General features: G+C 34.0%; 21 protein-coding genes and 1 pseudogene. 10 read left to right on the forward strand and 12 right to left on the reverse strand.

Annotated features, from left to right (window positions below):
* Positions 1–22: 22 nt before the first annotated feature.
* Together C5F50_RS09795 and C5F50_RS09800 are read left to right on the forward strand one after the other, a co-directional pair.
* Entirely contained in the window at positions 23–481 is a 459-nt protein-coding gene (locus tag C5F50_RS09795) for an archaellin/type IV pilin N-terminal domain-containing protein (protein ID WP_179371167.1), read from the forward strand.
* A 2-nt stretch (positions 482–483) separates the two neighbouring features.
* On the forward strand, positions 484–960 hold the full coding sequence (locus C5F50_RS09800; RefSeq protein ID WP_179371168.1) for a hypothetical protein: 477 nt from the start codon (positions 484–486) through the stop codon (positions 958–960).
* A gap of 99 nt (positions 961–1059) precedes the next feature.
* On the opposite strand, the gene C5F50_RS09805 is transcribed toward C5F50_RS09800, so the two are convergent.
* Genes C5F50_RS09805 through C5F50_RS09815 form a run of 3 tightly spaced genes read right to left on the reverse strand, consistent with a single transcriptional unit; the run spans position 1060 to position 3270 of the window.
* Complete coding sequence (locus C5F50_RS09805) at positions 1060–1662, reverse strand: hypothetical protein (RefSeq protein WP_179371169.1); 603 nt, start codon at positions 1660–1662, stop codon at positions 1060–1062.
* The gene (locus tag C5F50_RS09810) at positions 1646–2608 is read right to left on the reverse strand and encodes a ParB/RepB/Spo0J family partition protein (protein WP_179371170.1); all 963 of its coding nucleotides are present in this window, start codon (positions 2606–2608) and stop codon (positions 1646–1648) included. Before C5F50_RS09810 ends, C5F50_RS09805 begins: the two co-directional genes overlap by 17 nt.
* A complete protein-coding gene (locus C5F50_RS09815) occupies positions 2605–3270 on the reverse strand; it encodes a transcription initiation factor IIB family protein (RefSeq protein WP_246282031.1) in 666 nt (221 codons plus the stop codon). Before C5F50_RS09815 ends, C5F50_RS09810 begins: the two co-directional genes overlap by 4 nt.
* 557 nt (positions 3271–3827) lie before the next feature.
* Between C5F50_RS09815 and C5F50_RS09820 the strand changes: the two genes are divergently transcribed.
* Positions 3828–4157, forward strand: coding sequence for a helix-turn-helix domain-containing protein (locus C5F50_RS09820; RefSeq protein WP_179371171.1), 330 nt, complete (start codon positions 3828–3830; stop codon positions 4155–4157).
* 298 nt (positions 4158–4455) lie between these two features.
* Here C5F50_RS09820 and C5F50_RS09825 read toward each other — a convergent pair whose 3' ends face one another.
* The gene (locus C5F50_RS09825; RefSeq protein ID WP_179371172.1) at positions 4456–4758 is read right to left on the reverse strand and encodes a hypothetical protein; all 303 of its coding nucleotides are present in this window, start codon (positions 4756–4758) and stop codon (positions 4456–4458) included.
* Positions 4759–6043: 1285 nt separating this feature from the next.
* On the opposite strand from C5F50_RS09825, the pseudogene C5F50_RS09830 reads away from it, so the two are divergent.
* The 3 genes and pseudogenes from C5F50_RS09830 to C5F50_RS09840 form a co-directional block, all read left to right on the forward strand.
* Positions 6044–6433, forward strand: a pseudogene (locus tag C5F50_RS09830) (CFI-box-CTERM domain-containing protein); the annotation flags it as partial.
* 255 nt (positions 6434–6688) lie between these two features.
* Entirely contained in the window at positions 6689–7363 is a 675-nt protein-coding gene (locus tag C5F50_RS09835; RefSeq protein WP_342448753.1) for a hypothetical protein, read from the forward strand.
* Positions 7360–7875 carry a thr operon leader peptide gene (locus tag C5F50_RS09840; RefSeq protein WP_179371173.1) on the forward strand — a complete coding sequence of 172 codons (516 nt, stop codon included), beginning with the start codon at positions 7360–7362 and terminating at the stop codon, positions 7873–7875. The genes C5F50_RS09835 and C5F50_RS09840 overlap by 4 nt, the downstream gene beginning before the upstream one ends.
* Here the strand turns inward: C5F50_RS09840 and C5F50_RS09845 are convergent.
* From C5F50_RS09845 to C5F50_RS09855, 3 genes are all read right to left on the reverse strand, one after another.
* A complete protein-coding gene (locus C5F50_RS09845) occupies positions 7872–8840 on the reverse strand; it encodes a hypothetical protein (protein WP_246282032.1) in 969 nt (322 codons plus the stop codon). The genes C5F50_RS09840 and C5F50_RS09845 overlap by 4 nt on opposite strands.
* Positions 8841–8969: 129 nt before the next feature.
* A complete protein-coding gene (locus tag C5F50_RS09850; RefSeq protein WP_179371175.1) occupies positions 8970–9902 on the reverse strand; it encodes a D-2-hydroxyacid dehydrogenase in 933 nt (310 codons plus the stop codon).
* Positions 9903–9970: 68 nt separating this feature from the next.
* Entirely contained in the window at positions 9971–11374 is a 1404-nt protein-coding gene (locus C5F50_RS09855; protein WP_179372990.1) for a multicopper oxidase domain-containing protein, read from the reverse strand.
* A 128-nt stretch (positions 11375–11502) separates the two neighbouring features.
* Here C5F50_RS09855 and C5F50_RS09860 point away from each other — a divergent pair, with 128 nt between their 5' ends.
* The 3 genes from C5F50_RS09860 (at position 11503) to C5F50_RS09870 (ending at position 15154) form a co-directional block, all read left to right on the forward strand.
* On the forward strand, positions 11503–12864 hold the full coding sequence (locus C5F50_RS09860) for an aspartate ammonia-lyase (protein ID WP_179371176.1): 1362 nt from the start codon (positions 11503–11505) through the stop codon (positions 12862–12864).
* Between the two features lie 3 nt (positions 12865–12867).
* On the forward strand, positions 12868–14136 hold the full coding sequence (locus C5F50_RS09865) for a tRNA (N(6)-L-threonylcarbamoyladenosine(37)-C(2))-methylthiotransferase (protein ID WP_179371177.1): 1269 nt from the start codon (positions 12868–12870) through the stop codon (positions 14134–14136).
* 73 nt (positions 14137–14209) lie between these two features.
* Positions 14210–15154: a cell division protein FtsZ gene (locus C5F50_RS09870; protein ID WP_179371178.1), complete on the forward strand. Its 945-nt coding sequence runs from the start codon at positions 14210–14212 to the stop codon at positions 15152–15154.
* A 1-nt stretch (position 15155) separates the two neighbouring features.
* Here C5F50_RS09870 and C5F50_RS09875 read toward each other — a convergent pair whose 3' ends face one another.
* From C5F50_RS09875 to C5F50_RS09890, 4 genes are all read right to left on the reverse strand, one after another.
* Complete coding sequence (locus C5F50_RS09875; protein ID WP_179371179.1) at positions 15156–16355, reverse strand: RNA-guided endonuclease InsQ/TnpB family protein; 1200 nt, start codon at positions 16353–16355, stop codon at positions 15156–15158.
* Positions 16356–16733: 378 nt separating this feature from the next.
* Positions 16734–17354 carry a 50S ribosomal protein L31e gene (locus tag C5F50_RS09880; protein ID WP_179371180.1) on the reverse strand — a complete coding sequence of 207 codons (621 nt, stop codon included), beginning with the start codon at positions 17352–17354 and terminating at the stop codon, positions 16734–16736.
* On the reverse strand, positions 17355–17513 hold the full coding sequence (locus C5F50_RS09885) for a 50S ribosomal protein L39e (protein ID WP_012215647.1): 159 nt from the start codon (positions 17511–17513) through the stop codon (positions 17355–17357).
* A gap of 37 nt (positions 17514–17550) precedes the next feature.
* A complete protein-coding gene (locus tag C5F50_RS09890; protein WP_179372991.1) occupies positions 17551–18099 on the reverse strand; it encodes an NUDIX hydrolase in 549 nt (182 codons plus the stop codon).
* Between the two features lie 73 nt (positions 18100–18172).
* On the opposite strand from C5F50_RS09890, the gene C5F50_RS09895 reads away from it, so the two are divergent.
* A complete protein-coding gene (locus C5F50_RS09895; RefSeq protein WP_179371181.1) occupies positions 18173–18910 on the forward strand; it encodes a 5,10-methenyltetrahydrofolate synthetase in 738 nt (245 codons plus the stop codon).
* Here C5F50_RS09895 and C5F50_RS09900 read toward each other — a convergent pair.
* On the reverse strand, positions 18907–21405 hold the full coding sequence (locus tag C5F50_RS09900; protein ID WP_179371182.1) for a methionine synthase: 2499 nt from the start codon (positions 21403–21405) through the stop codon (positions 18907–18909). The genes C5F50_RS09895 and C5F50_RS09900 overlap by 4 nt on opposite strands.
* Between the last annotated feature and the right edge of the window lie 10 nt (positions 21406–21415).

Consider the following 21415-nt stretch of genomic DNA (forward strand, 5'->3'; position numbering starts at 1 on the left):
AATTATGAGATTTAATAGATTGATGAGGAATAGAAGAGCAATCACCCCTATTCTTTCTGGAATTATTCTTATGGCAATTACAATAATGGGAGGAAGTATACTATATGGCATACAGAATCAGGTTATGGTGGCAGGGCTTTCATCAATTGAACTTAGAATTATTGATTTAAAATTAGAAAAAGATGTAAATAATTCATGTTATTTTCAAACTGTTTTTTATAATTCAGGATCAGAATCAATACAAGAAATTTCTCTAAAAACAACATTGGATAGTGGCGAGGATTTTGTAAGAAAAATTAACAATTTTGGGGGGGAACTAGTTCCTAGAAATTCGACAGAATATTTTGAATTTTTAGAATCTTCTAATTTGGAATGTGGTAATTTTACTAGGTCTAACACTTATTCGGTATTTGTTAATGCTACGTCGTCTGATTCTAAATTTAGTACAATCAAGGCTTTGAAAATTGAGGCTGTTTCTTAGATATGCGTAGACGGGCAGTAAGTGAGATTATTGGCGCAGTTATTGTCATAACGGTAGTCGTGGCAGGACTTGGAATTTACACTAGTCTTTCGCAACAACGAATTTTGGGCGATACACTATCAGTGAAAGAAACAATTCAACAACAAGATGACAGAGTCTCAGAAATGTTGGAATATGTCGGCATGTTTGTAACTAACACAGATAAGATAAGCGTATTTGTACATAATTTTGGATTGAAAAATGTTACAATGTCAAAATTATTTGTCAATGGCACTATGGATATGGGGGAAAGCCCAAGATCTTTTCATGTTCAAAATATCACAGGATCGGTCATATTTCCAAACAACAAAACACTCCAAGTAGGAAAAACAAGTGAAATTGTTTTGGATTTTGGAATTCCTATCACTGAAGGAATTTCAAATATTGTGATTAAGACAGACTCTGATAAAATTATACAGTTCACAAATAACACAAATTGAAAAATCTTTTTTGATTGATATTTTAATTTAGTTTACTTCCATCAGATATTGTTTGAAGGTTTTTGTTTGCATCAAAACATAACATCATGTTATCATGTTCTATATCTTTAGATTATATTCTTGAATTTCTTCTTCAGGCTTTCTTAGCAGTGTGTCTATCTGGTCCTTGTTTTCAATTCTATTCTCATTAATTTCTAGCCATAACTTTCCAATGTCTGTTAGAATGTAGTATTTTGGATGATATTTTCTTCCTGCAGAATTGAATCTTCTTATTCTAGAATTGTAACTTATGACGATGTTTTTTTCATCTAATCTCTGCATAATCGCATAGATATTTTTTGTAGGTTTTTGGAAAAAAGTACTCAAAAACTGTAATGAGGACTTTTCTGTTCTTTCTAAAATGTAAATAATTGATTTCCCCAGTTTTCCAAGCTTTATCTCATCAATATGTTTTAGATCTCGTACCTGTTCTTTATTTATGATAATTTCAGGCAAATCAATATTTTTTATGACTTGTTTATTAACAGAGAAATAATCGCTGTCTGTCATGAATCCTTTTATTTTCAATGAATGAGTAATTGTATCTATTCGACCACTTTTTTTAGAAACGATTGAAAACAAACCACCAAGTTGTTTTTCATCAATATTTGGATATTTTTTTAAAATGGCAAGTACTATTTTTTCATTATTCCCTAATTTCATTAAGAATTCCCTTTGTTAGGACTATGGTAACATCAAATTTTGCATTTTTTATCAAGCTGACAAGTTCTTCTTTTGGATAAAATTTTGAAGAGAAAACATCAACATCTGTACCTCTTTCAAATTTTTTCTTTATGATTACATTATTTTGTTCAATATGTTCATACACAGTATTGTTTTTTATATTGATGTCAAATCTTAAACCACATCTACATGTTAGTGGGAATTCCTTTACTTTATTTTGAAGGGATCTTTTCTTGTATGTTTTTTTTTGTTTGGTTTCTGAAATTTTTTCAATCTCTTCTAGAACTTCGTGTACACTTGGAATAGAAACAAGTGTTTCATCTGTAGGTCCATACATAATGTCTCTGAAGATCCAATCTACTACCAGTGTTTGTTTTTCAGGAGGTAAATCTGCAATACTTGCAAGATGATCAGGTGTGATTTGATTTAAAATAAATTGATATTTCTTTTTCGAATTCTCCAATATTTTATTAATTACTGATTTTGTATCATCATGCAGAGATCTAATCTTCAATAAAGTTGAAACATATTTTTTGTTTACATTATATTCTTGGGCAACTTTGTCGGTGTTTGAGCCTGACTGTATTTCTTCGTAGAACATGTCTGAAAGTAAAAGGGGATTGGAATATCCTTCCTTATTCATTTGAAAAGATGCTATTCTCAAATCATGAAGGTCTTTGATATTTGTAAATAATTGACAGGTAATCCTTGTTTCCCCAGATTTCAGGGCAGCCTTGATACGCGAATGTCCATCTACGATGTAAAATTTTTTCTTAATCTGGGCAACTATTGGATATGGTACGGATTCAACCCCAGCATTTTTTATTGATTCTACAATAGAGTCAAAGTCACTTTGGTACATCAATCTAAAATGCCATGGATTCTCCTGAATCTTTTTGATTTCTAGTCTCAACATAGATTTCATGCCAGAATCTCACGAATTTTTGGTCTCATAATACTTGTAGTGCTGCTAAGAATTGCTTCCTTTGCAGAAGAACTGGGATCTGTGTCAATACTTTGCAGCATTCTATATGAGCGAGTTCTGATGGTTTCAAAATACTCATTTCCAGCTTCATTGATTATAATGTGCTGAATTTTTGCCAAATATGCCTGATGGTAATGATATTTTGTAGGAGAAATAATGCGGAATTGTTCCTCATCAATCTTTTTTGAAATTTTATTTAATGATCGTAGTACTGCTTTTTCTGAGCGTCTTATTTTCTTGCCGGAGCTATTTTCTAATTCTAAAAATATATCTTCTAGAAGCCTGGGTATTTCGTGGATTCTACAAGCATAGATTGTTGCAAAAAGTATTGCGTATTTTTTTGAAATGTTTTTTTTGCAAAGTTTAATTGATGTTTGTACTATTGTTTGGATAGCAAATTGTGGCAAGTTTAAATTTTTTGCCAGTCTTGCTGCAATTGCATAATGTTCTGAAAGTCCAAACATTCCAATACTGTGTGTATTTTTATCGTTTACACTAGCAACTTCACTATATCCTAAAACTTTTCCACAATCTTTGCAAACAAACTCTCCCTCAATATCGGCAACATGATGTTTACATGTAGTGATTGTTAGTGACAACATTAGGATAACCTAATGAGGATTAATTTAAAACAAGTGTGAATTCTAGAATGTTATTTTCATTTCTTAGCTTATGATTTGATTCTATGTTTATCAAACATCAAAATGTAATTTTTTTTAATTATTTGTTCTATGACAAAAATTCACTAAAACGTGATTTTTTAATTTAACTAATCATTTATCTGTCTTGGATATTGTTTTAGAGTTTTAGAATATTCTTTAGTAATGTAAAATTAAAATCACCGACATATATTATAGCAAAAAACTTTGATTTATGTTATTGAAAGAATATACCAGTCTTCATAAACCGAATCATTTTTCATTGAGAGATTTATTGAAAGCACTTCCCAACCAGTCAGTATTCAATAATTTTTAGTGATGAAAAATGATTCGTTCTTTCAATAAAACAATCACCATCATTGCGGATAAACTAACGATTAAAGCAGAAAAAGATCATTATTGGGATAACCATACCCAACAATTTGTCAAGAATATAGTAATTTCAAATTTTTCACTAAAAATGAAGAATTGTTTTATGGTATTAATAATGTGAAAAGAAATTGAAACAACTAACCCCAAGTCAAACAAAAAAATACGATATAAATCAGAAAATTATTCATGAATTGACTAACTTGGAATCAAGAATAGTGTTGTTTTCGATAATAAAAGAGTCCAAAGATACTGCAGATATATCCATGACAACTAAAATTCCACTAAGCACAGTATACCAAAAATTACAGAATCTTGAAGAATTATCCTTGGTTTATGTTGAAAAAATGAATGAAAATGTCTCCAGAAACACAAAATATTACAAAAGTAGGATTATGGGAATAGACATATCAATTTCAAAACAAGAGCCCAAATTAATTTTAATCAAAAATAAGAATTAATGTTGAATGGTTTATAATTTAGTCTAAATATTACAATCATTACACATAGGACATTGTATTTTCTTTTTGAGAATGTTTACTGTAAAAACATGATTACATGTACTACAAATGCGAACGGTAGCAATTAACACCATACCGTGATATAAGGAAACATTATTTATTAAACATGTATTTGAAAACAATAATTAAAAACATGATATTATTTTCTCAGATTTGCGCTTGTTCTAAGTGCAGTATTGTGACAGGTACACAATAGTTCTTTGATTTCAATCACCCAAAAAATGAAAAAAATATTCAGTTATTTTGACAGAACTGAAAGAAGTGGCATTGCACCCCATTGATACAAGTGACTAGTCAATACTTTTGAACAAGCATCATCGTATTTTTTGAAAAACTCTTTTGCTTCGGCTTCTGTTGCCTCAAATACTGCCATGGATGATTGCTCATTATCAAATGGTCCTGACCACATTATCTTACCCTGTGATTGCCATTCATCAATTAGAGTAGATATTTGTGATGCAACATGTTCTAAATCTTGTGGATTGATTTTTTCTTTAATGTTAGTTACCAATACCCAAGGTTTTGCTTCTTGTTGACTCATAATGTGATTTGTATAATTTTGGTATTAAACATAATGATGAATACATGATTTTATTATAATTATGTAATACAATAAAAAAGAGAAGAATCCCTTAATCATGATTTAGCATCTTGAAATAATATCATAAAATCTCAGACATCTATAATAATTTAAAAAAGCCAAATCATAATGGTCTTGCATGCTTGGTCTATCATTTCCTTTACAAATCATTGCAGACCAAGAGTCATTGGAAAAATTGGAAGACACGATAGTAATTCATCCTAACCGATCATGGGAGTGTTTCTATTGGCATTAAGGTCAGCAAGCCAGTTTTCCAGTGCTCTTCTTTTTTGTGAATAAAAATCAAAGAAGAACTAGTGTTTAGAACTGTTGGAATTATGCATACCACATATCTCAGTGCAATATAAATTACAAATTGAACTAGCTCAAAAGTTATAGAGTTTTGTCATTTAGAGAATGAACATGTAAGTGAAAGCATCATTGACCTCAATTGTAACTACGCCAATAGAACCTTCCAGACTATGAAAAGCATAATGAGGTCAATGACTTGTTAGCTTAGACTAATTACTTGCATTTAAGCGTAATTGGCATTACATTATGTTATTTTAAGAACTTGGAATAATGTTCTTTGGAGGTTCTCCCATACGAAATCGTCTCCAATCCTACTGTGAACCTCTTTGGATAACCATATGTTATTGGATTTACAGTCAAAAAGACATTTTTTTAATAACTAGTGAAAATTCTATTTTATTCCTCAATAGTTTTCCACATAATCCTGAATCAGTTTCTTGAAACAATAACCCATAATCATTGGATTACATAAATAACAATCTTATAAAAAAATAAGTTGTTTGACCTCAGAATTCTATTTATTTTGTTGGTGTTTTTTTTACCGATACCATCATCTTTTCCACAATCTGATCTTGATGTCTATGTAGATAATATGGTGCAACTTCTCAATGATGCAAAATATGAATATGCAAATGACAATGTAACTGAGGCCAAGAGATTAGCCATGGAGGCATATATCGACAATTATGAATACTTAGAAGATCCTATTGACGCTTATGATGAAGAATTAAAAGACGATATTGAAATTACTTTACGTGAAGAATTACAACAAATGATGAGAAACAACGAATCCCCAGTAACTGTTAATCAATTAATTGATCAGATTCTAAAGAAACTGAAAACTGCCACTAAAATCGTACCTGAATTATCTCCTCTTGAATTGGCAGATGGTGTTTCTATTCAACCTGTTTCTGAAACTCAAGATAATTCTTATAGTAAAGGTGGCGGTTGCCTGATTGCAACTGCGACATATGGTTCGGAATTAGCTCCACAAGTTCAACAACTCAGAGAAATACGTGATGGTAAATTACTCAATACAAAATCAGGAACTTTATTCATGAATACATTTAACGAGTTCTATTATTCATTTTCACCAATAATTGCTGATTATGAAAGAGAAAATCCCCTATTCCAAGAAGCAGTTAAGACTTTCATTACTCCAATGATTTCAACATTATCAATTATGACATTGGTTGATAATGGTTCAGAAATTGAAGTTTTAGGACTGGGAATTTCTGTAATCACTCTCAACTTGGGAATGTATATTGCAGCACCCGCATTTGCAGGGTTTAAGATTTCAAAACATTTCAAATCAAGAGGATAAGTAAATCAGGTCTTCAAAGGAACTTTGTATTTCAGGTGAAGACTACCAATTTTGCTATTAAAAGGTCAAGAAAGCCACTTTCTAACTGTAAATCAAATAATTATTCCAAGCACCGCTAAGCAGTAAAAATTGCTTTGAGTGAACGAATTTCACTCACTCAAAGATTTTGCTTCCGCAGAAAACTCGATAATTCAACTAATTCCAAGTTGTTAAAAAGCATTCCTCAGCATTTATTTGAGATTTTTATTGAACAGTATGAAAAAGCAAGCGATGAAGAGAAAAAGTGCTTTATTCTCAATATTAGTGGCATTGAGCTTTGCGATATTTTTGCCAGATATTCATGCAGAACCTTCAGTTGATATCACAATGGAAAAAACTACATACAGTTATTGTGAAAAATTATTCTACACAATTGAGGTTTCAGAGATCACAGGAGAGACTGCAATAATTCACATTAGAGATGAAACAGGTAAAGGGAGCAGTGCAATTCCGATTCCAATAACAAGTTTACAAACTCCAGTTCCATCATTGATTGCGTTTGAAAAAGAAATATTTCCATTAGGAAAATATTTCATAGATGTAGAATATTCCGGAGCACAGGTTACTACAGAATTTAATTTAATTGATTCAAATTCAATATGTATTCCAGAGTTAATCAAACCCATAATGGCCAACTGGCTTTCTGGAAATATTTCAGATGGATTTCTCATGGATGCATTTGAAAAATATGTAGACAAGAAATTAGTAGATATTCCTATTGAGATTAATGAGAATAATGTTTACAATGTGACTATTCCAGAATGGGTAAAAAATGTAGGATACTGGTGGATTGAAGAAGCAATATCTGATGAAGACTTGGGCAATACTCTAAACTATTTAATTGATAAAAAAATCATCTCCTTTTCATCAGAAATTAGTGACGGAATATGAACAAACATTCAATCATCACAGGAATTGCAATAATTGTAATTGTGATTCCTTTTGCTGTTTCAGGATTAAACATTATTGGAGCACAGACGTTAGAATATAGATGGAGTAGTCCTGGAGAATTTAGTTTCTTTACGATGTCCAATCATGGAGAGGTGGAATTTTGCAATACAATACCATTCTGGACTAGTTTTCAAAAATTTGAGGCGATAACATTCTATGATTCAAAGCACATTGGCTCATTTGCAGTGAATCCATTAACAATCAATCCATTGTCATCGCAAGTACAAGAAGGTATTTTTTCATCAGAAGAGATTGCAGCCACTCAGCATATCTTCATGACATTGGATTTTGAGTTTGATGGGGGCGACATTAGACTTGATCCTAATAAGTTCACAGTTCTAATACAAACAGATACGCCCATTATAGGAATAATTCCCTATTCAACTACAACTCAAATTTCTGGATTTGATTTTGATAAGATAATGAATGCAGAAAATTTGTCTTGTGATTAATCGTTACTTTTACTTGCTTTAGAGATAAGTGCCAAAATTAATCCGATAGTACCTGCAATAATAAATGCTGCAATTACTGAAATCACCATTTGTTTACCTACTCCTTGTGTAGATGTTTCAGATGGTTTTGGAGTTGAATCAAGAACACATGCTCCGTCTTTGAGAATAGTTCCAGGTCCACATCTTTCATCAAGAACACATGCTCCGTCTTTGAGAATAGTTCCAGGTCCACACTGAGTTTTAGGTATGAGGTCTGCTGCTGCTTTGTCTGCTGCTGCTTTGTCTGCTGCTGCTTTGTCTGCTGCTGCTTTGTCTGCTGCTGCTTTGTCTGCTGCTGCTTTGTCTGCTGCTGCTTTGTCTGCTGCTGCTTTGTCTGCTGCTGCTTTGTCTGCTGCTGCTTTGTCTGCTGCTGCTTTGTCTGCTGCTGCTTTGTCTGCTGCTGCTTTGTCTGCTGCTGCTTTGTCTGCTGCTGCTTTGTCTGCTGCTTCGTTTGGATCCGCAGTTGAAATTAATATAGACTCACCAAAAGATGAACCGATGATTTCTATTTCTTCAGTCCCGGTTGGTAAATCAATACTAAGTGTTCTACTTTGAGTAGTAGTTTCAGTTTCAGTAAAGGTACCCTCATCCTGATCAACTAAAACAAAGAAATCTTCATCTAGTCCATCAAACGTCGAATCAAAAAATGAGCGCTCAAAAGTAATATCAAGTACACCTGTAGAAGCAGGAACATCAACAGAGATGATTAATGAAGTAAAAGCCACATCAGCCTCAATGCTGTTTAGAGTCATCCCAGTTGCAGTATAATCAACATCATACGAAGTTCCTTCAACATCAACAGAGATTGTTTCAGCATATACCAATGCAGTAGCAATTATTGTAAATAGAATTAGTCCAAGTGAGATTTTCAATAAAGAATTAACATTAGGAAAATGCTTTAGTCTGTCAGATTGCAATTTATCCATATTCATACTTTGCATTACGATATTTTAACCTCTAGATAGACGTTAAAAATGAAGAGCCGACAATAAATCACGTAAAAGTCAACTTTTTTACTTATTTTTAAAGTTCAGGCAGAAATTATACGAGAATTTCTAGATGACGCCACGAAGAATCTGAATAATTTTTTCAGCAATAACATTTGCAGCCAAAGATTGCGCCTCTTTTGTTTGAGCACCAATATGGGGCGTCAAGATTACATTATCTAATTCTGCCAATTTATTTCCGATTGCAGGCTCTTTTTCAAATACATCTAATGCTGCACCACCTAGCGTTCCATTTTTGAGAGCATTATACAGTGCATCCTCATCTACAACACCCCCTCTAGAAGTATTGATGATTTTTGCAGTCTTTTTCATTGTTGACATTTTTTGTGCATCTAAAAGATGATGTGTAGAATCCAACAATGGAACATGAATTGAGATATAATCAGAACTTTGTAAAAGAGTATCCAAGTCAGCTTTCATCAACCCCACTTCTTTTGAAAACTCTTCATCAATTGGAATTACATCATATCCAATGATATTCATGTTTAGTGCACGTGCAAGTCGTCCCAATCTTTTTCCAATATTTCCTAAACCAATTATTCCCAGATATTTACCTCTCAGTTCGGTTCCCTTGAGTTCTTTTTTGAGCCATTGTCCATTTCGAATTGCTCTATCACCTCTTGTTGTTTGTCTTGCAAGAGAAAGCATCAAACCCAAGACCAATTCAGCTACTGCATTCATTGCTCCTTCTACTGCATTAATTACACGAATGTTTTTTGTTTTGGCAGCTTCTTGATCTACATTATCAAGTCCAACTCCAACACGTGCGATAATTTTACAATTATCTGCTTTTTCGATCATCTCTTTTGTGATGGTAGTTCTGCTTCTAACAATTACAATATTGAAATTTGAAATTTTTTCTACGATTTGTTCAGGAGTAATCTCTGGTTCATAAGATATTTTGAGTCCATTATCTTGTAAAATTTTATTCAAAATAGGATCTACTTCATCACATATCAATACTGAATCGTCAAATCCCATGATATCAGAAAATGATCTACGGAATATAATTCATTAAGAAAATAAAAAGAAAAAAAGATGTTAAAAGATCAAGAAGTTAACATTTCTGCCACTACAGGAATTACTTCCCATAATGCGACATAATCGCCACTTGCTTGCATTTCAGAAGCTACTTCATCAGTGTACAAACCGTGAATGTTTAGTGCAGGATGAGCAATACTGTTCTTTCCCATTGGTGGGACAGCATCACTTGGATTGCCTAAAGCATATGCATAAGATGCTACTGGTGCTGGGATAACTCCTTTCTCAACTAGAACTGGGTTCAAGCCGAATGGGTCACCTGCTACAAATACTGTAGCTGCGCCAGTGTAAATTGCTGCATAATCATGGTTTACTGCTGCGTATGCACCTGGTTCATCAAAGACCAAGTCAACAATCATGTTCTGTGATCCACCGAGTAACCATGTTTCAGTTGCTCCGGATTGTACTCTGTTACCTTGAGTAACTCTGTCCAAGATTTCTCCAACAATGTGGAAGAATACTGGTTCGTTACCGTGGTTTTCGATAAAGAGTCTCACGTGTTGATTATTTTCAACAAACAAGAGTTGTGATTGGTATTGCTTGTGTTCAATTCCATTCCATGGTTGTGCAACAAAGATGTTCTTGTTTACATCGCCATTGACGAGTAAGTTATGAGCCATGTTTGGTACATAACCGAATTGCATTCCGTTAACAACTGTTGCAGTGTTTTGATGCTTGAACATTGCTCCGGCATCATAGTTGCCATCTTTTGTTAGGTACAATTGGTTGTATTGGAGTTGGAACTCTAATGCATCTGCATTATAGAACTTTCTATCTAGTGATACTTTGCCAGCGTTAACTTTTGTCTTCTCTACCATTAATTTCTTGTATCCATCGACAGGATCAACAATTGCGATTCCGTACATGCCGGAAAGGACGTGTTGGTCCATACCAATTAGTTTGACACCAGAACAATGGTATTTGAAGACACCAGCAGCTTCTGCAATGTAACAATACTGACTTGTTTCGCCAGGATTGACAGACTCAAAAGCTCCTGCAGAAATTTGTGAGGCGTGCATGTCGTTACCGTGTCCAGTAACTTCATCTGCTGGAATTGAAAGTGTCATTTTTACAACATCACCTTGTGTAACTCTTAGTGTTGGTCCTGGGACTTGTCCACTAAAGGTCATGGCGTTGTAAGTTTTTCCTCCCATAATTGGAAGTTCAACACTTTCACCAGTCAAATTAAACTCTACGACTTTTCGTCCAGAGTTTGACAAAACACCACAATCAGTTTCTGCGAATGCTTGAGGCATTACAAGCTGTAAACCGCCCATTTGACGGATTTGATCCATCACATCGACATCCATTTGAGTCATGTCAAGTGACTGTCCGCTAATTTGGGTTTGTGTGTATGTGCTTCCGAATAAGGTTGCTCCCATTACAGCTACTGCTGCAATTGTAAAGAGCATACTAACACGCTTATTCATTAAGCACGATGACTAGCGATTCCTATATAATAATTCCCATTGAAATGTTGTGAAATTATGAAGTTTTCAGAAAAAGAATGAATAATGGGAGAAAATTGAGTAAAATCAACATGAAATTTAGACTAGATCAAGATTCACTTGGAAAAGTCAAAATCCCATCTGATGCATATTATGGAGCATTTACAGGAAGAGCAATCAAGCAATATCATGTTACGGGAAATAAAAGCCACGAGAATTTGATAAAGTCATTTGTAATGATAAAGCGCTCGGCAGCAGTTGCAAATATGAAGACTAAGGCCATAGATGCAAAGCGAGGAAAGGCCATAGTTTCAGCATGTGACAAAATATTGTCTGGAAAGTATGTGGATCAATTTGTAGTCGATATGATCAATTCTGGAGCAGGTACTGCATTTAACATGAATTCTAATGAAGTCATTGCAAATATCGCACTCGAAGTATTACACAAAAAGAAAGGACAGTACGAGTTCCTACATCCAAATGATCATGTGAACATGTCACAATCAAGTAACGATACTTATCCTACTGCAATGCATGTTGCAATTTTGATGAACTTAAAAGAAACAATTCGAGCAATTGACATTTTAATTAAATCATTATCAAAAAAGGCAAAACAATTTTCATCATTTAAGAAAATTGGAAGAACACACCTTATGGATGCATTACCAGTTACATTGGGAAGTGAATTTGCAGCTTATGTAACATCAATTACTAAAGCAAGAAATGAAATTATTTCTTCACAAAAAGAATTACAAAATATTGCATTAGGCGGAACAGCTGTTGGTTCAGGTGCAAATACTCCTAAAGGATATAGAAAGATTGCAATATCAGAACTTTCAAAAATTTCAAAACTTGCATTAAAACCAGAAAAGGATATGCAGTATGGTTTGCAAAGTAAATTCGCAGTTGCAAATGCATCAAGTGCTTTAAGAAACTTGGCATTGGAAATTGGAAAACTTGCAAATGACATAAGACTCATGGCATCAGGTCCAATTGCAGGATTGGCAGAACTTGGAATTCCCGCAGTTCATGCAGGTTCGTCAATCATGCCTGGAAAAGTGAATCCATCTTTGGCTGAATGCATGAACATGGTTTGTTTTAACATAATTGGAAATGATACAGCAGTATCTTATGCAGCACAAAGTGGACAGTTTGAACTAAATGTTATGTTACCTGGAATGCTAAAATGCATGTTAGAGTCAACGGACATGCTGAAAAATTTCTTGCCAATATTTTCTGTAAATCTAATTGATGGACTTAGTGCGAACAAAGAAAAACTACGTGCAGATATTGAGAATAGTCCGGTGATTGTTACATTGCTAACTCCAAAAATTGGATATCTAAAATCTGCAGAACTTTTCAAAGAATCACTGAAAACAGGAAAAACTATCAGAGAACTTGTTGTTTCAAAGAAACTAATGAGTAACAAAGAGATTGATTCTCTTTTCGGATAGAGCATGGCAAAAATTTTCGTAGAAGCTTACGGATGTTCTGCAAGCTTTGGAGACTCTGAGATGATTTCAGGATTGATACAAAATAGTGGACACACGCTAGTAGAGAATTCTGCAGAATCAGATCTCAACATAGTAGTGACATGTTCTGTCAAGGATGCTACTGCAAATAAAATGATTCATAGAATAAAATCATTAAAATCAAAACCACTAATTGTTGCAGGATGCCTTCCAAAAGCTGAGCAAACTAATGTTGAAAAATTTGCAGATAAAGCCAGTCTTTTAGGACCTAATTCACTAGGAAAAACACTTCAGATAATTAATTCAACATTAAATGGAAGAAAGCAAATTGCGTTAGAAGATTCAGATTTATCAAAAATCGGACTTCCCAAAGTCAGACTAAATCCAGCAGTTGGAATTGTAGAGATTGCAAGTGGATGTATGAGTGAATGTACATTTTGTCAAACCAAATTATCCAAGGGTGATCTTTCAAGTTATAGACTGGGAGATATTGTAAGACAAGTCCAAACAGAAATCAAAGATGGATGTAAAGAAGTATGGTTAACATCTACAGATAATGGATGTTATGGATTTGACATTGGGACAGACTTACCATCATTAATCAATACAGTTGTAGAGATTCCAGATGATTTTATGGTAAGGGTGGGCATGATGAATCCAATGTACATGCCAAGAATAAAAGACAAATTAATTGAATCTTATGATAATGACAAAGTCTTCAAATTCATTCACATTCCAGTACAAAGTGGAAGTGATAAAGTTCTCCACGATATGAAACGAGGTCACACAGCAGGAACTTTTAGAGAAATAGTAAAAAAAGCTAGAGAGAGATTTAGTCAATTTACTATTTCAACAGACATCATAGTTGGATTCCCTTCAGAAACTGAAGAAGATTTTCAGAAAACAGTTTCTTTGCTGGATGAAACAAAGCCAGATGTTGTAAATTTATCCAGATACAGTGCCAGACCAGGTACAGATGCAGCCCAGTGGAAACAATTGGATGCAGCGGAAGTTAAACGAAGAAGCAAGCTAGTTTTTGAGCAGATCAGTAAATTATCAATAGAGTCCAACAAAAAATGGATCGGCTGGAAAGGAATAGTTCTATTTGATGAAATTACAGACGAGGGTGTTAAAGGCAGAAACTTTGCTTACAAGCCTGTATCAGTTGTAGACCAAGTAAACATTGGTGAATCACATATAGTTGAAATCATAGATGCCTCTGTAAAGAGACTTGTTGGAAAGATCGCAAGCTAAATTTTTTAGATCTAAAATTTGATTAAAAAAACGTAAGAAGGTTTTTTATGTAAATCAGAAAATAAGATTAGAAATGAGTTTTCAAGTAAAAGAACCAATTTTGGTAATAGGCGTGGGTGGGGTAGGCTCAAAATTAGCAATTAAAGCAAAAGATTCTCTTAATTCAGATTATTTACTAATCAGTAATGATGAAAAAGATTTCTCTGCAGAAAATCCATCGATTCATGTTTCTACAAAGGGAGTAATCAATCCATCTGTTCAATTAATCAGAGGCTCAACTTACAATGTATCAGATGAAATTCAATCAAAGATTGCCAGATATTCCACAGTTATTCTAATGAGTAACTTGGCAGGCAAAGCAGGCTCAGCTATTGCCCCTGTTGTGTCAGAAATGTGTAAAGATAAAGGACTTGTTTCATTTGCAATTATGCCTTTCAAATATGAAAAAGACAGAATTTTCAATTCAGGCGTATCTCTAAAAAGAATCAGAGAAAACTCAGAATGTACCGTTGTATTAGATAATGACTCATTACTTGAAAGTAATCCAGATTTGAGTCCAAAAACATGCTACGATATTGCAAATTCAGCAATTATACATGTAGTAGAATCACTAGGCTCATCAGAAATATCTAATGAAACAAACATTCTCACAACAAGTAAAGATGGACAAAATATTGAAGACTCCTTAAGAGATTCACTAAAAATGCTATATGGTAATGCCCCACCAAATTCAGTTAAACGCTCTATGTTGTATGTAGTTGGAGGTAACAACATCCCGGTAGGAATAATAAATTCAATTACTAACCTTACAAGTGGAATTCTAAACGATAGTAACTCACAGATAGATATGGGTTCAACTTCGGATGAATCTAAAGTCGTAATGTTGTCATCAATTCAAGGAATGACAAAATTTGATAACTATGATCCTCTTGGAATGATTCCACAGGAAGACACACTTGATTGGTCTACCCCAGATTGCAGTATTGATTGCAAACTAGATTTGTACCAATTAGAGTGAACTACCACCCAACAAGTTGGGTGGCCTCTTCTTGCTTCATTGAATGCATTGCACTCTCCGCAAGCGTTACTTCCCGCAGTTCCTGCGGTAGTTTATAGTCGACTCCAGTCGACATGTTCAATCCCCTGTTTAGGATGTTAAGTGATGCGTTGTGATCTCTATCCAGGACCAAATTACAAACATTACATCTATGAGTTCTGACTGCCAAACTCTTTGGTACTTTGTTGCCACAACGTGAGCAGTCAATAGTAGTGTTTCTAGGATCAACCTTTACTAGCATCTTGCATTTGTACTCTAATTTTTGTATGAAAGCTCCCCAGCTTGCATCTGCTATGCTTTGAGCCAGTCTGTGATTCTTTACCATGTTTGTTAGCTGTAGTTTTTCAACAAACACGACATCATTGTTCTTGGCATACTGTGTTGATATCTTGTGCTGAAAATCCTTTCTCATGTTTGCTATCTTTTCATGAATCCTTTGCATGTGTAAAACAGCCTTGAGTCTGTTGTTAGATCCCTTCTTTCTTCTGCTAACCTTTCTCTGGATTCTCTTTAGTGGTTTTAGCATCTTTTGCAGATTTTTAGGGTTTGGAGTCTGGAAACCGTTTGAATCATGCACAAACGATTTGATTCCGACATCAATTCCAACTGAATTTTTAAACGATATCTTTGGTATTCCAATTAGCGGTTCTGTTATATCCACAGTAACACATGCAAACCATTTTCCAGACTTTGACTTTGTAACTATTACTTGTTTTATGTTTGCATTGTATGGAATTTCCCTGTGGTGTCTGATTTCCATATCTCCAATCTTTGAGAGGTACAGCAAATCAGTTGTTCCTTTCCTCTCAAGCTTGAATCCGCTCTGAGAATATGTGAATGTTCTATAGTCGTGATATTTACAAAATCTCAAAGATCCTGTCTTGTGTCTTTGTTTGGATTTTTCAATCAGTGCCTTTTGGGCTCCATTAATCTGTGCAGATACTGACTGGAGCATTTTAGAATGATACTGGTACAGCCAAGACTCTTGTTGTTTGATTTCAGTAAGTATGTAATTGCAGTCATTTCTTGTAATGAATCCGTTTTGTGTCAGATCCACAAAGTGATTATAGATCCATCTGCACACTGCAAGGTTGTTTTGTAGTTTTTTCTCTTGGATGACATTTGGGTATAGTCTGAATTTGTAGTTTCTAGTTAATACCATTACTTGGTTGTAATATACAAATACAAACTTAAATTATTTGTCATGGAAAAAACTGATATCTCAGCTGTATACAATATCAATTATCATTTGGTGTAGTGTTCCAAGTATCGCAAAAAGATTAGTTGACAATTTAAAAAAAATTCTTAGACGCAGAGATTGCAAACAAGGCGTTCAAAATATTTTCAAAATTGAGACAAATGTGGAGAGGTAAATTATAGAGCCCTTCATATTACATTAGAACTGCCAGACATGTATCTCATAGAGAGATACATTCGTGAGCAAGAAAAGTAGGCGATTCATGAACAGTACAAGTACGGTGGTCTTCTCGCATGTAGATCATAAAATGATTTTTTTAAAATTATAATTTTTTGAAAGAGTTTATTCTTTTGATTCTTTCTTTACTTCTTTAGCTGGTGCTTCTTTTACTTCTTTAGCTGGTGCTTCTTTTACTTCTTTAGCTGGTGCTTCTTTTACTTCTTTAGCTGGTGCTTCTTTTACTTCTTTAGCTGGTGCTTCTTTTACTTCTTTAGCTGGTGCTTCTTTTACTTCTTTAGCTGGTGCTTCTTTTACTTCTTTAGCTGGTGCTTCTTTTACTTCTTTAGCTGGTGCTTCTTTTACTTCTTTAGCTGGTGCTTCTTTTACTTCTTTAGCTGGTGCTTCTTTTACTTCTTTAGCTGGTTCTGCTACTTTATCTGGAACTTTTTTAGTTTCTTTTTCAGGAGTTACTGAAGATTCTACTTCATCGGCATATGGGGAAACAAGAACATATCCTTCATCGGTTTTACTCATTCTAACTCTAATTTTTCTTGGAGGACTTCTAACACCTTTTGCCCAAATCTGATGAGCCAGTTCTTCCTCAATTTTGATTTGTTCTACTTTCATATGATGACGAGCAAATTCTTTGATCATGTTGATTGCTCTAACAGCTCTGTGTTGAGACTGTGAAAGTAAAGCTTTACCTAAATTAATTGTATAAACGCGTTCTAATTCTTGAGACATCTATCCTACCTCCACATCAGTTGATCTCCAAGCTCTACGTTTTGGATTTGTTCTAACACTTCTCTTTGTTTTGAGAATAATCCAAGCTGGTACAGGTGATGCTTGTTTTGTCTTTTTTAGAAGACGGATTTTTCTTGGAGATGACTTACGTGCAGCCATAGTTTTTCAGGCACGAAGAGCTCTTTTTAAATGAATCTCAAAATTTGAGGAGATTTCGAATCTGCTTGAGAATTCTTGCAGATGCTCCCCAGACTATTTGATTTTGATACTCAAACGTATACATTTCTTGTATGATATTATGTGAAGGATCTGGATCTTTAGCCATAGTATGCAAAAATGGTTCAAATGGAATATGAAAAATTTTTTCAACTTCATGATTAGGCAATAGAGGTGGAATCTGGTCAATGATTGAAATAAACGGTAAAATTAAAAATCCAGAATTCAAAGTCACAACAGGTTCAAGTTGACCAATTACCTGCTCTCGTGAAATTTCCAGTCCAATCTCCTCACTAGTTTCACGCAATGCAGTATGAAGAAGATCGGAATCATCATCTTCTGATTTACCTCCAGGGAATGAGATTTCACATGCATGAAATTTCATATGTTTAGGCTTTTCAGTCATTACAATTATTGGTTCTTTTCCATAAATTACAACAAGTACTGATGCCAATCGATAATTTTCATCATAATCAATTTTTGGATTTACAGGTTTGGAGAGTACAGATTTTAGTTCATCTAAATTCATTTCAATCTTTCCTATAATTCCATATGGGTTTTGGTATTCAAAGGTTTTAACCAAGGTTGAAAGAAATGAGAATATGACAATCAGATACGAAGCAAATCCGCCAAAAATTTTACCTGATGTAGATACAAATGAATCCATTCTAAAATTTATAGAAAAAATAAAAATTATTTCAAAAAAATGTGATGCAATTCATCTTACTGAGAATGTATTAGGATTTCAACGAGTATCACCAATAGAGGTTGGGAAAATTATTAGGAAAGAAATTCCAGATTTACCAATTACAGTCAGTCTTAGAGTTAGAGACAAAAATGAAAATGAAATCTCAGAGTTTGTAGAAAATTGCATTGCAATTGGTTTTTCAGGAATTCTCGTTCTAATGGGAGATCCATCACAGTCAGGAAAGAAGGATTCAGGTCAAATTCCAAGTGATATTGTCAAGAAGTTAAGAGAACAAGGACTAGATTCAAAAATTGATTTGTATCTTTCTATTTCAAACAAACCAAATTTTTCCAAAATTGGAAAAAAATTAGAATCAAAACCCAAAGGATTCATGACTCAGGTAGTTCAAAACATAGAGCAGGTTCAAAATTTATCAGACCGCCTTAAGGGATTTTTAGTGATTCCAATCATATTGTTTCCTTCTGAAAAAAATGAAAAATCTGCAAAATTTTTGAATTTAGATTTAGCGTCATATGGCCAAGGATTTGAGGAATTTGTAAAAAAAATTCACGATGTTACAGGAGACGTATTGATTACATCTCCCAGTGATTTTAATGGCTTGAATGAGTTTTTAGAAAGATTTTCTAATTAAAGCACAAAATATTGTGCGTTGGGATGATGAACTACAATTGCCGCTGTGGATTGTTCAGGAATAATTTGGCCAGATTCAGTCAATGTCATTCCAGATTTTTCAGGTTCTAAAAGTTTCCATACTAGATGATGTTGTGAGACATCAGGACAGCTAGGAAAACCCCAACTATATCGCAATCCTCCCTTTTCTAAATTTAATTCAGATTTTATTTTTTGATTTACCCATTCAGCTAAAGCTTCGGCTACTTCAACTGCTAATCCATGGAGATAGTAGGCATCAGTATACTTGTCTTCATTGTTCCATTGTTCGATAATTTCTGCCACTTTATTTCCTACAGTTACAGACTGAAATGCTGCGATATCATCCTCACCAAAATAATCAGTCAAACATAGATGCTCAGGTTTTGTAGAGCGAGGAAAATCAAATTCAACATTTTCACCAGAAGGATTCTCAACTAATAATTTTCCGTCTTTGTTACGGCATCTAAAATAACCGTAAACAATCTCCGGTTCAAAGAGTTTTTCTCGAATTATTCTAATTTTCCATTCTGTAAGTAATTGTTCATGATCTGCCTCGGATTCAGAACCAGCTTTTCCCCTTAGTCCCCAAGATAATTTGAAGAGAGATCTTTTGTCAATCATTGACCAAACCTCATCCATTTTGATTTGGTCTAATTTTAGGCGAATAGGCTCTCCAATAATTTGGGGCGTTGGAGGAACAACAGGCTTAATCGCACTTTTAGGAAGAGTTGTAGGATCTATGGGTGCAGTGGATTTGTCTTTCCAATTTTCTAAATTTTGCTTCCATTCAGACAATAGTTTTGGTTTTTGATCAGAAATTAGAATATCCATTGTCTTGAGACCTTCAAACATAGTATTGCAATAAAATACACCAGGTTCATAAATTCCATCTTCTTTTGCAATTCTGTTTATGTAGTTGCTGTTAATTGCAGCTCCGCCACAAAGTATTGGCACATTCATTTTATTTTTTCTTGCATGCTCTACAAAAAACTTCATTTGTTTTGATGTGGAAACTAATAGCGCAGACAGACCTATTGCATCAGGATTTACTTCATCGATTTTTTCTAGAAACTTTTGTAATGGCACTTGTTTTCCCAAATCATATACTGAATAACCATTATTTTGAAAGATTGTCTTTACAAGGTTCTTTCCAATATCATGCACATCACCATAAACAGTTCCCAAAACAAGTTTACCTTTACTTGATCCCTCTTTCTTTACCAAATATTTTTCAAGTTCTCCAACAGCTGCCTTCATACATTCTGCAGATTTGAGAACAAAGGGTAAGATTAGTTCGCCTGCACCAAATTTGTCACCAACTTCTTTCATTGCAGGAAGAAGATCTTCATTTAGAGTTCTAATTGCACCATCATGAGTAATTTCTTGTGCAACATCTAATGATAAAACACCATCATTATTCTTGATGATTTCATTCTTTCCAAGTTTTTCGGCAATTGCAGAAACAACATCATTTTGAATTCCATCTTTGAGTCTGTTTACAATCCTAAAGTTTGCTCGTTTTCCAGGAGGCCAAGAAGGATCAACATCAACTTTTTTTGAAGCAGTAATTCCTTGTTTTCCTGTTTTTTCAAAATAAGTTATCAAATCAGATAGAGCATTGGGATAAGTGTTAAAGATTAGATCCTCTGCTAATTTTTTTTCTTTCTCATCAATTTCACCATAAGGAATAATCTCTTTTGCGTTAACAATTGCAGTATCTAGTCCAGTTTTAACTGCATGATATAAAAATACAGAATTTAGTATTTTTCTAGCATAAGGAGTTAGTCCAAAGCTAATGTTACTAAGACCCAATGTAGTAAAGGAATTTGGGAATTTTTCTTTAACTAGACGGATTCCCTCCAGAGTATTTTTTCCAGCATCCAGAAATTCATCTTCACCTGTTGCCAAAGTAAATGTTAGAACATCAAAAATAAACTGCTCAATTTTTAATCCATATTTTTTTCCAGTTTCATAGAGAAGTTCAGCAGTTTCTAGTTTTTCTTGAGGGGTTTTTGCCATTCCTTTAGGACCAATACACAATGCAATTGCAGGTAAACCGTATTTTGCCATCAGTGGCGCTAATTTTACGAATCTACTACCATCACCTTCAAGATTAATCGAATTAATTATTGGCCTACCAGGAATTTGAGTAACTGCAGCTTCAATTACTTCAGGATCTGTAGAATCAATTACAAGCGGTGCATCAATTTCTAAGCTTAATCTTTTTACAAGATTTAGCATAAAGTTACGTTCATCAGAGCGTTCTGTAGTTGCAACACAGACATCAAGGCAATGAGCACCATCTTCAACTTGCATTCTTGCCAAATCCACCAATCCGTCAAAATCATCTGCTAGAACAAGTTGTTTTGCTTTTCGAGAACCCTGAGTGTTAATTCTTTCACCAATTATTAGTGGTGCTGGGAGTTGTTTTAGTTCTACTGCCTTTAATGCAGAACTTACTCTAGGAATTGTCAACGTTGGAAAA

The organism is Nitrosopumilus ureiphilus, assembly GCF_013407185.1.
In the GTDB taxonomy this organism is placed as follows: domain Archaea; phylum Thermoproteota; class Nitrososphaeria; order Nitrososphaerales; family Nitrosopumilaceae; genus Nitrosopumilus; species Nitrosopumilus ureiphilus.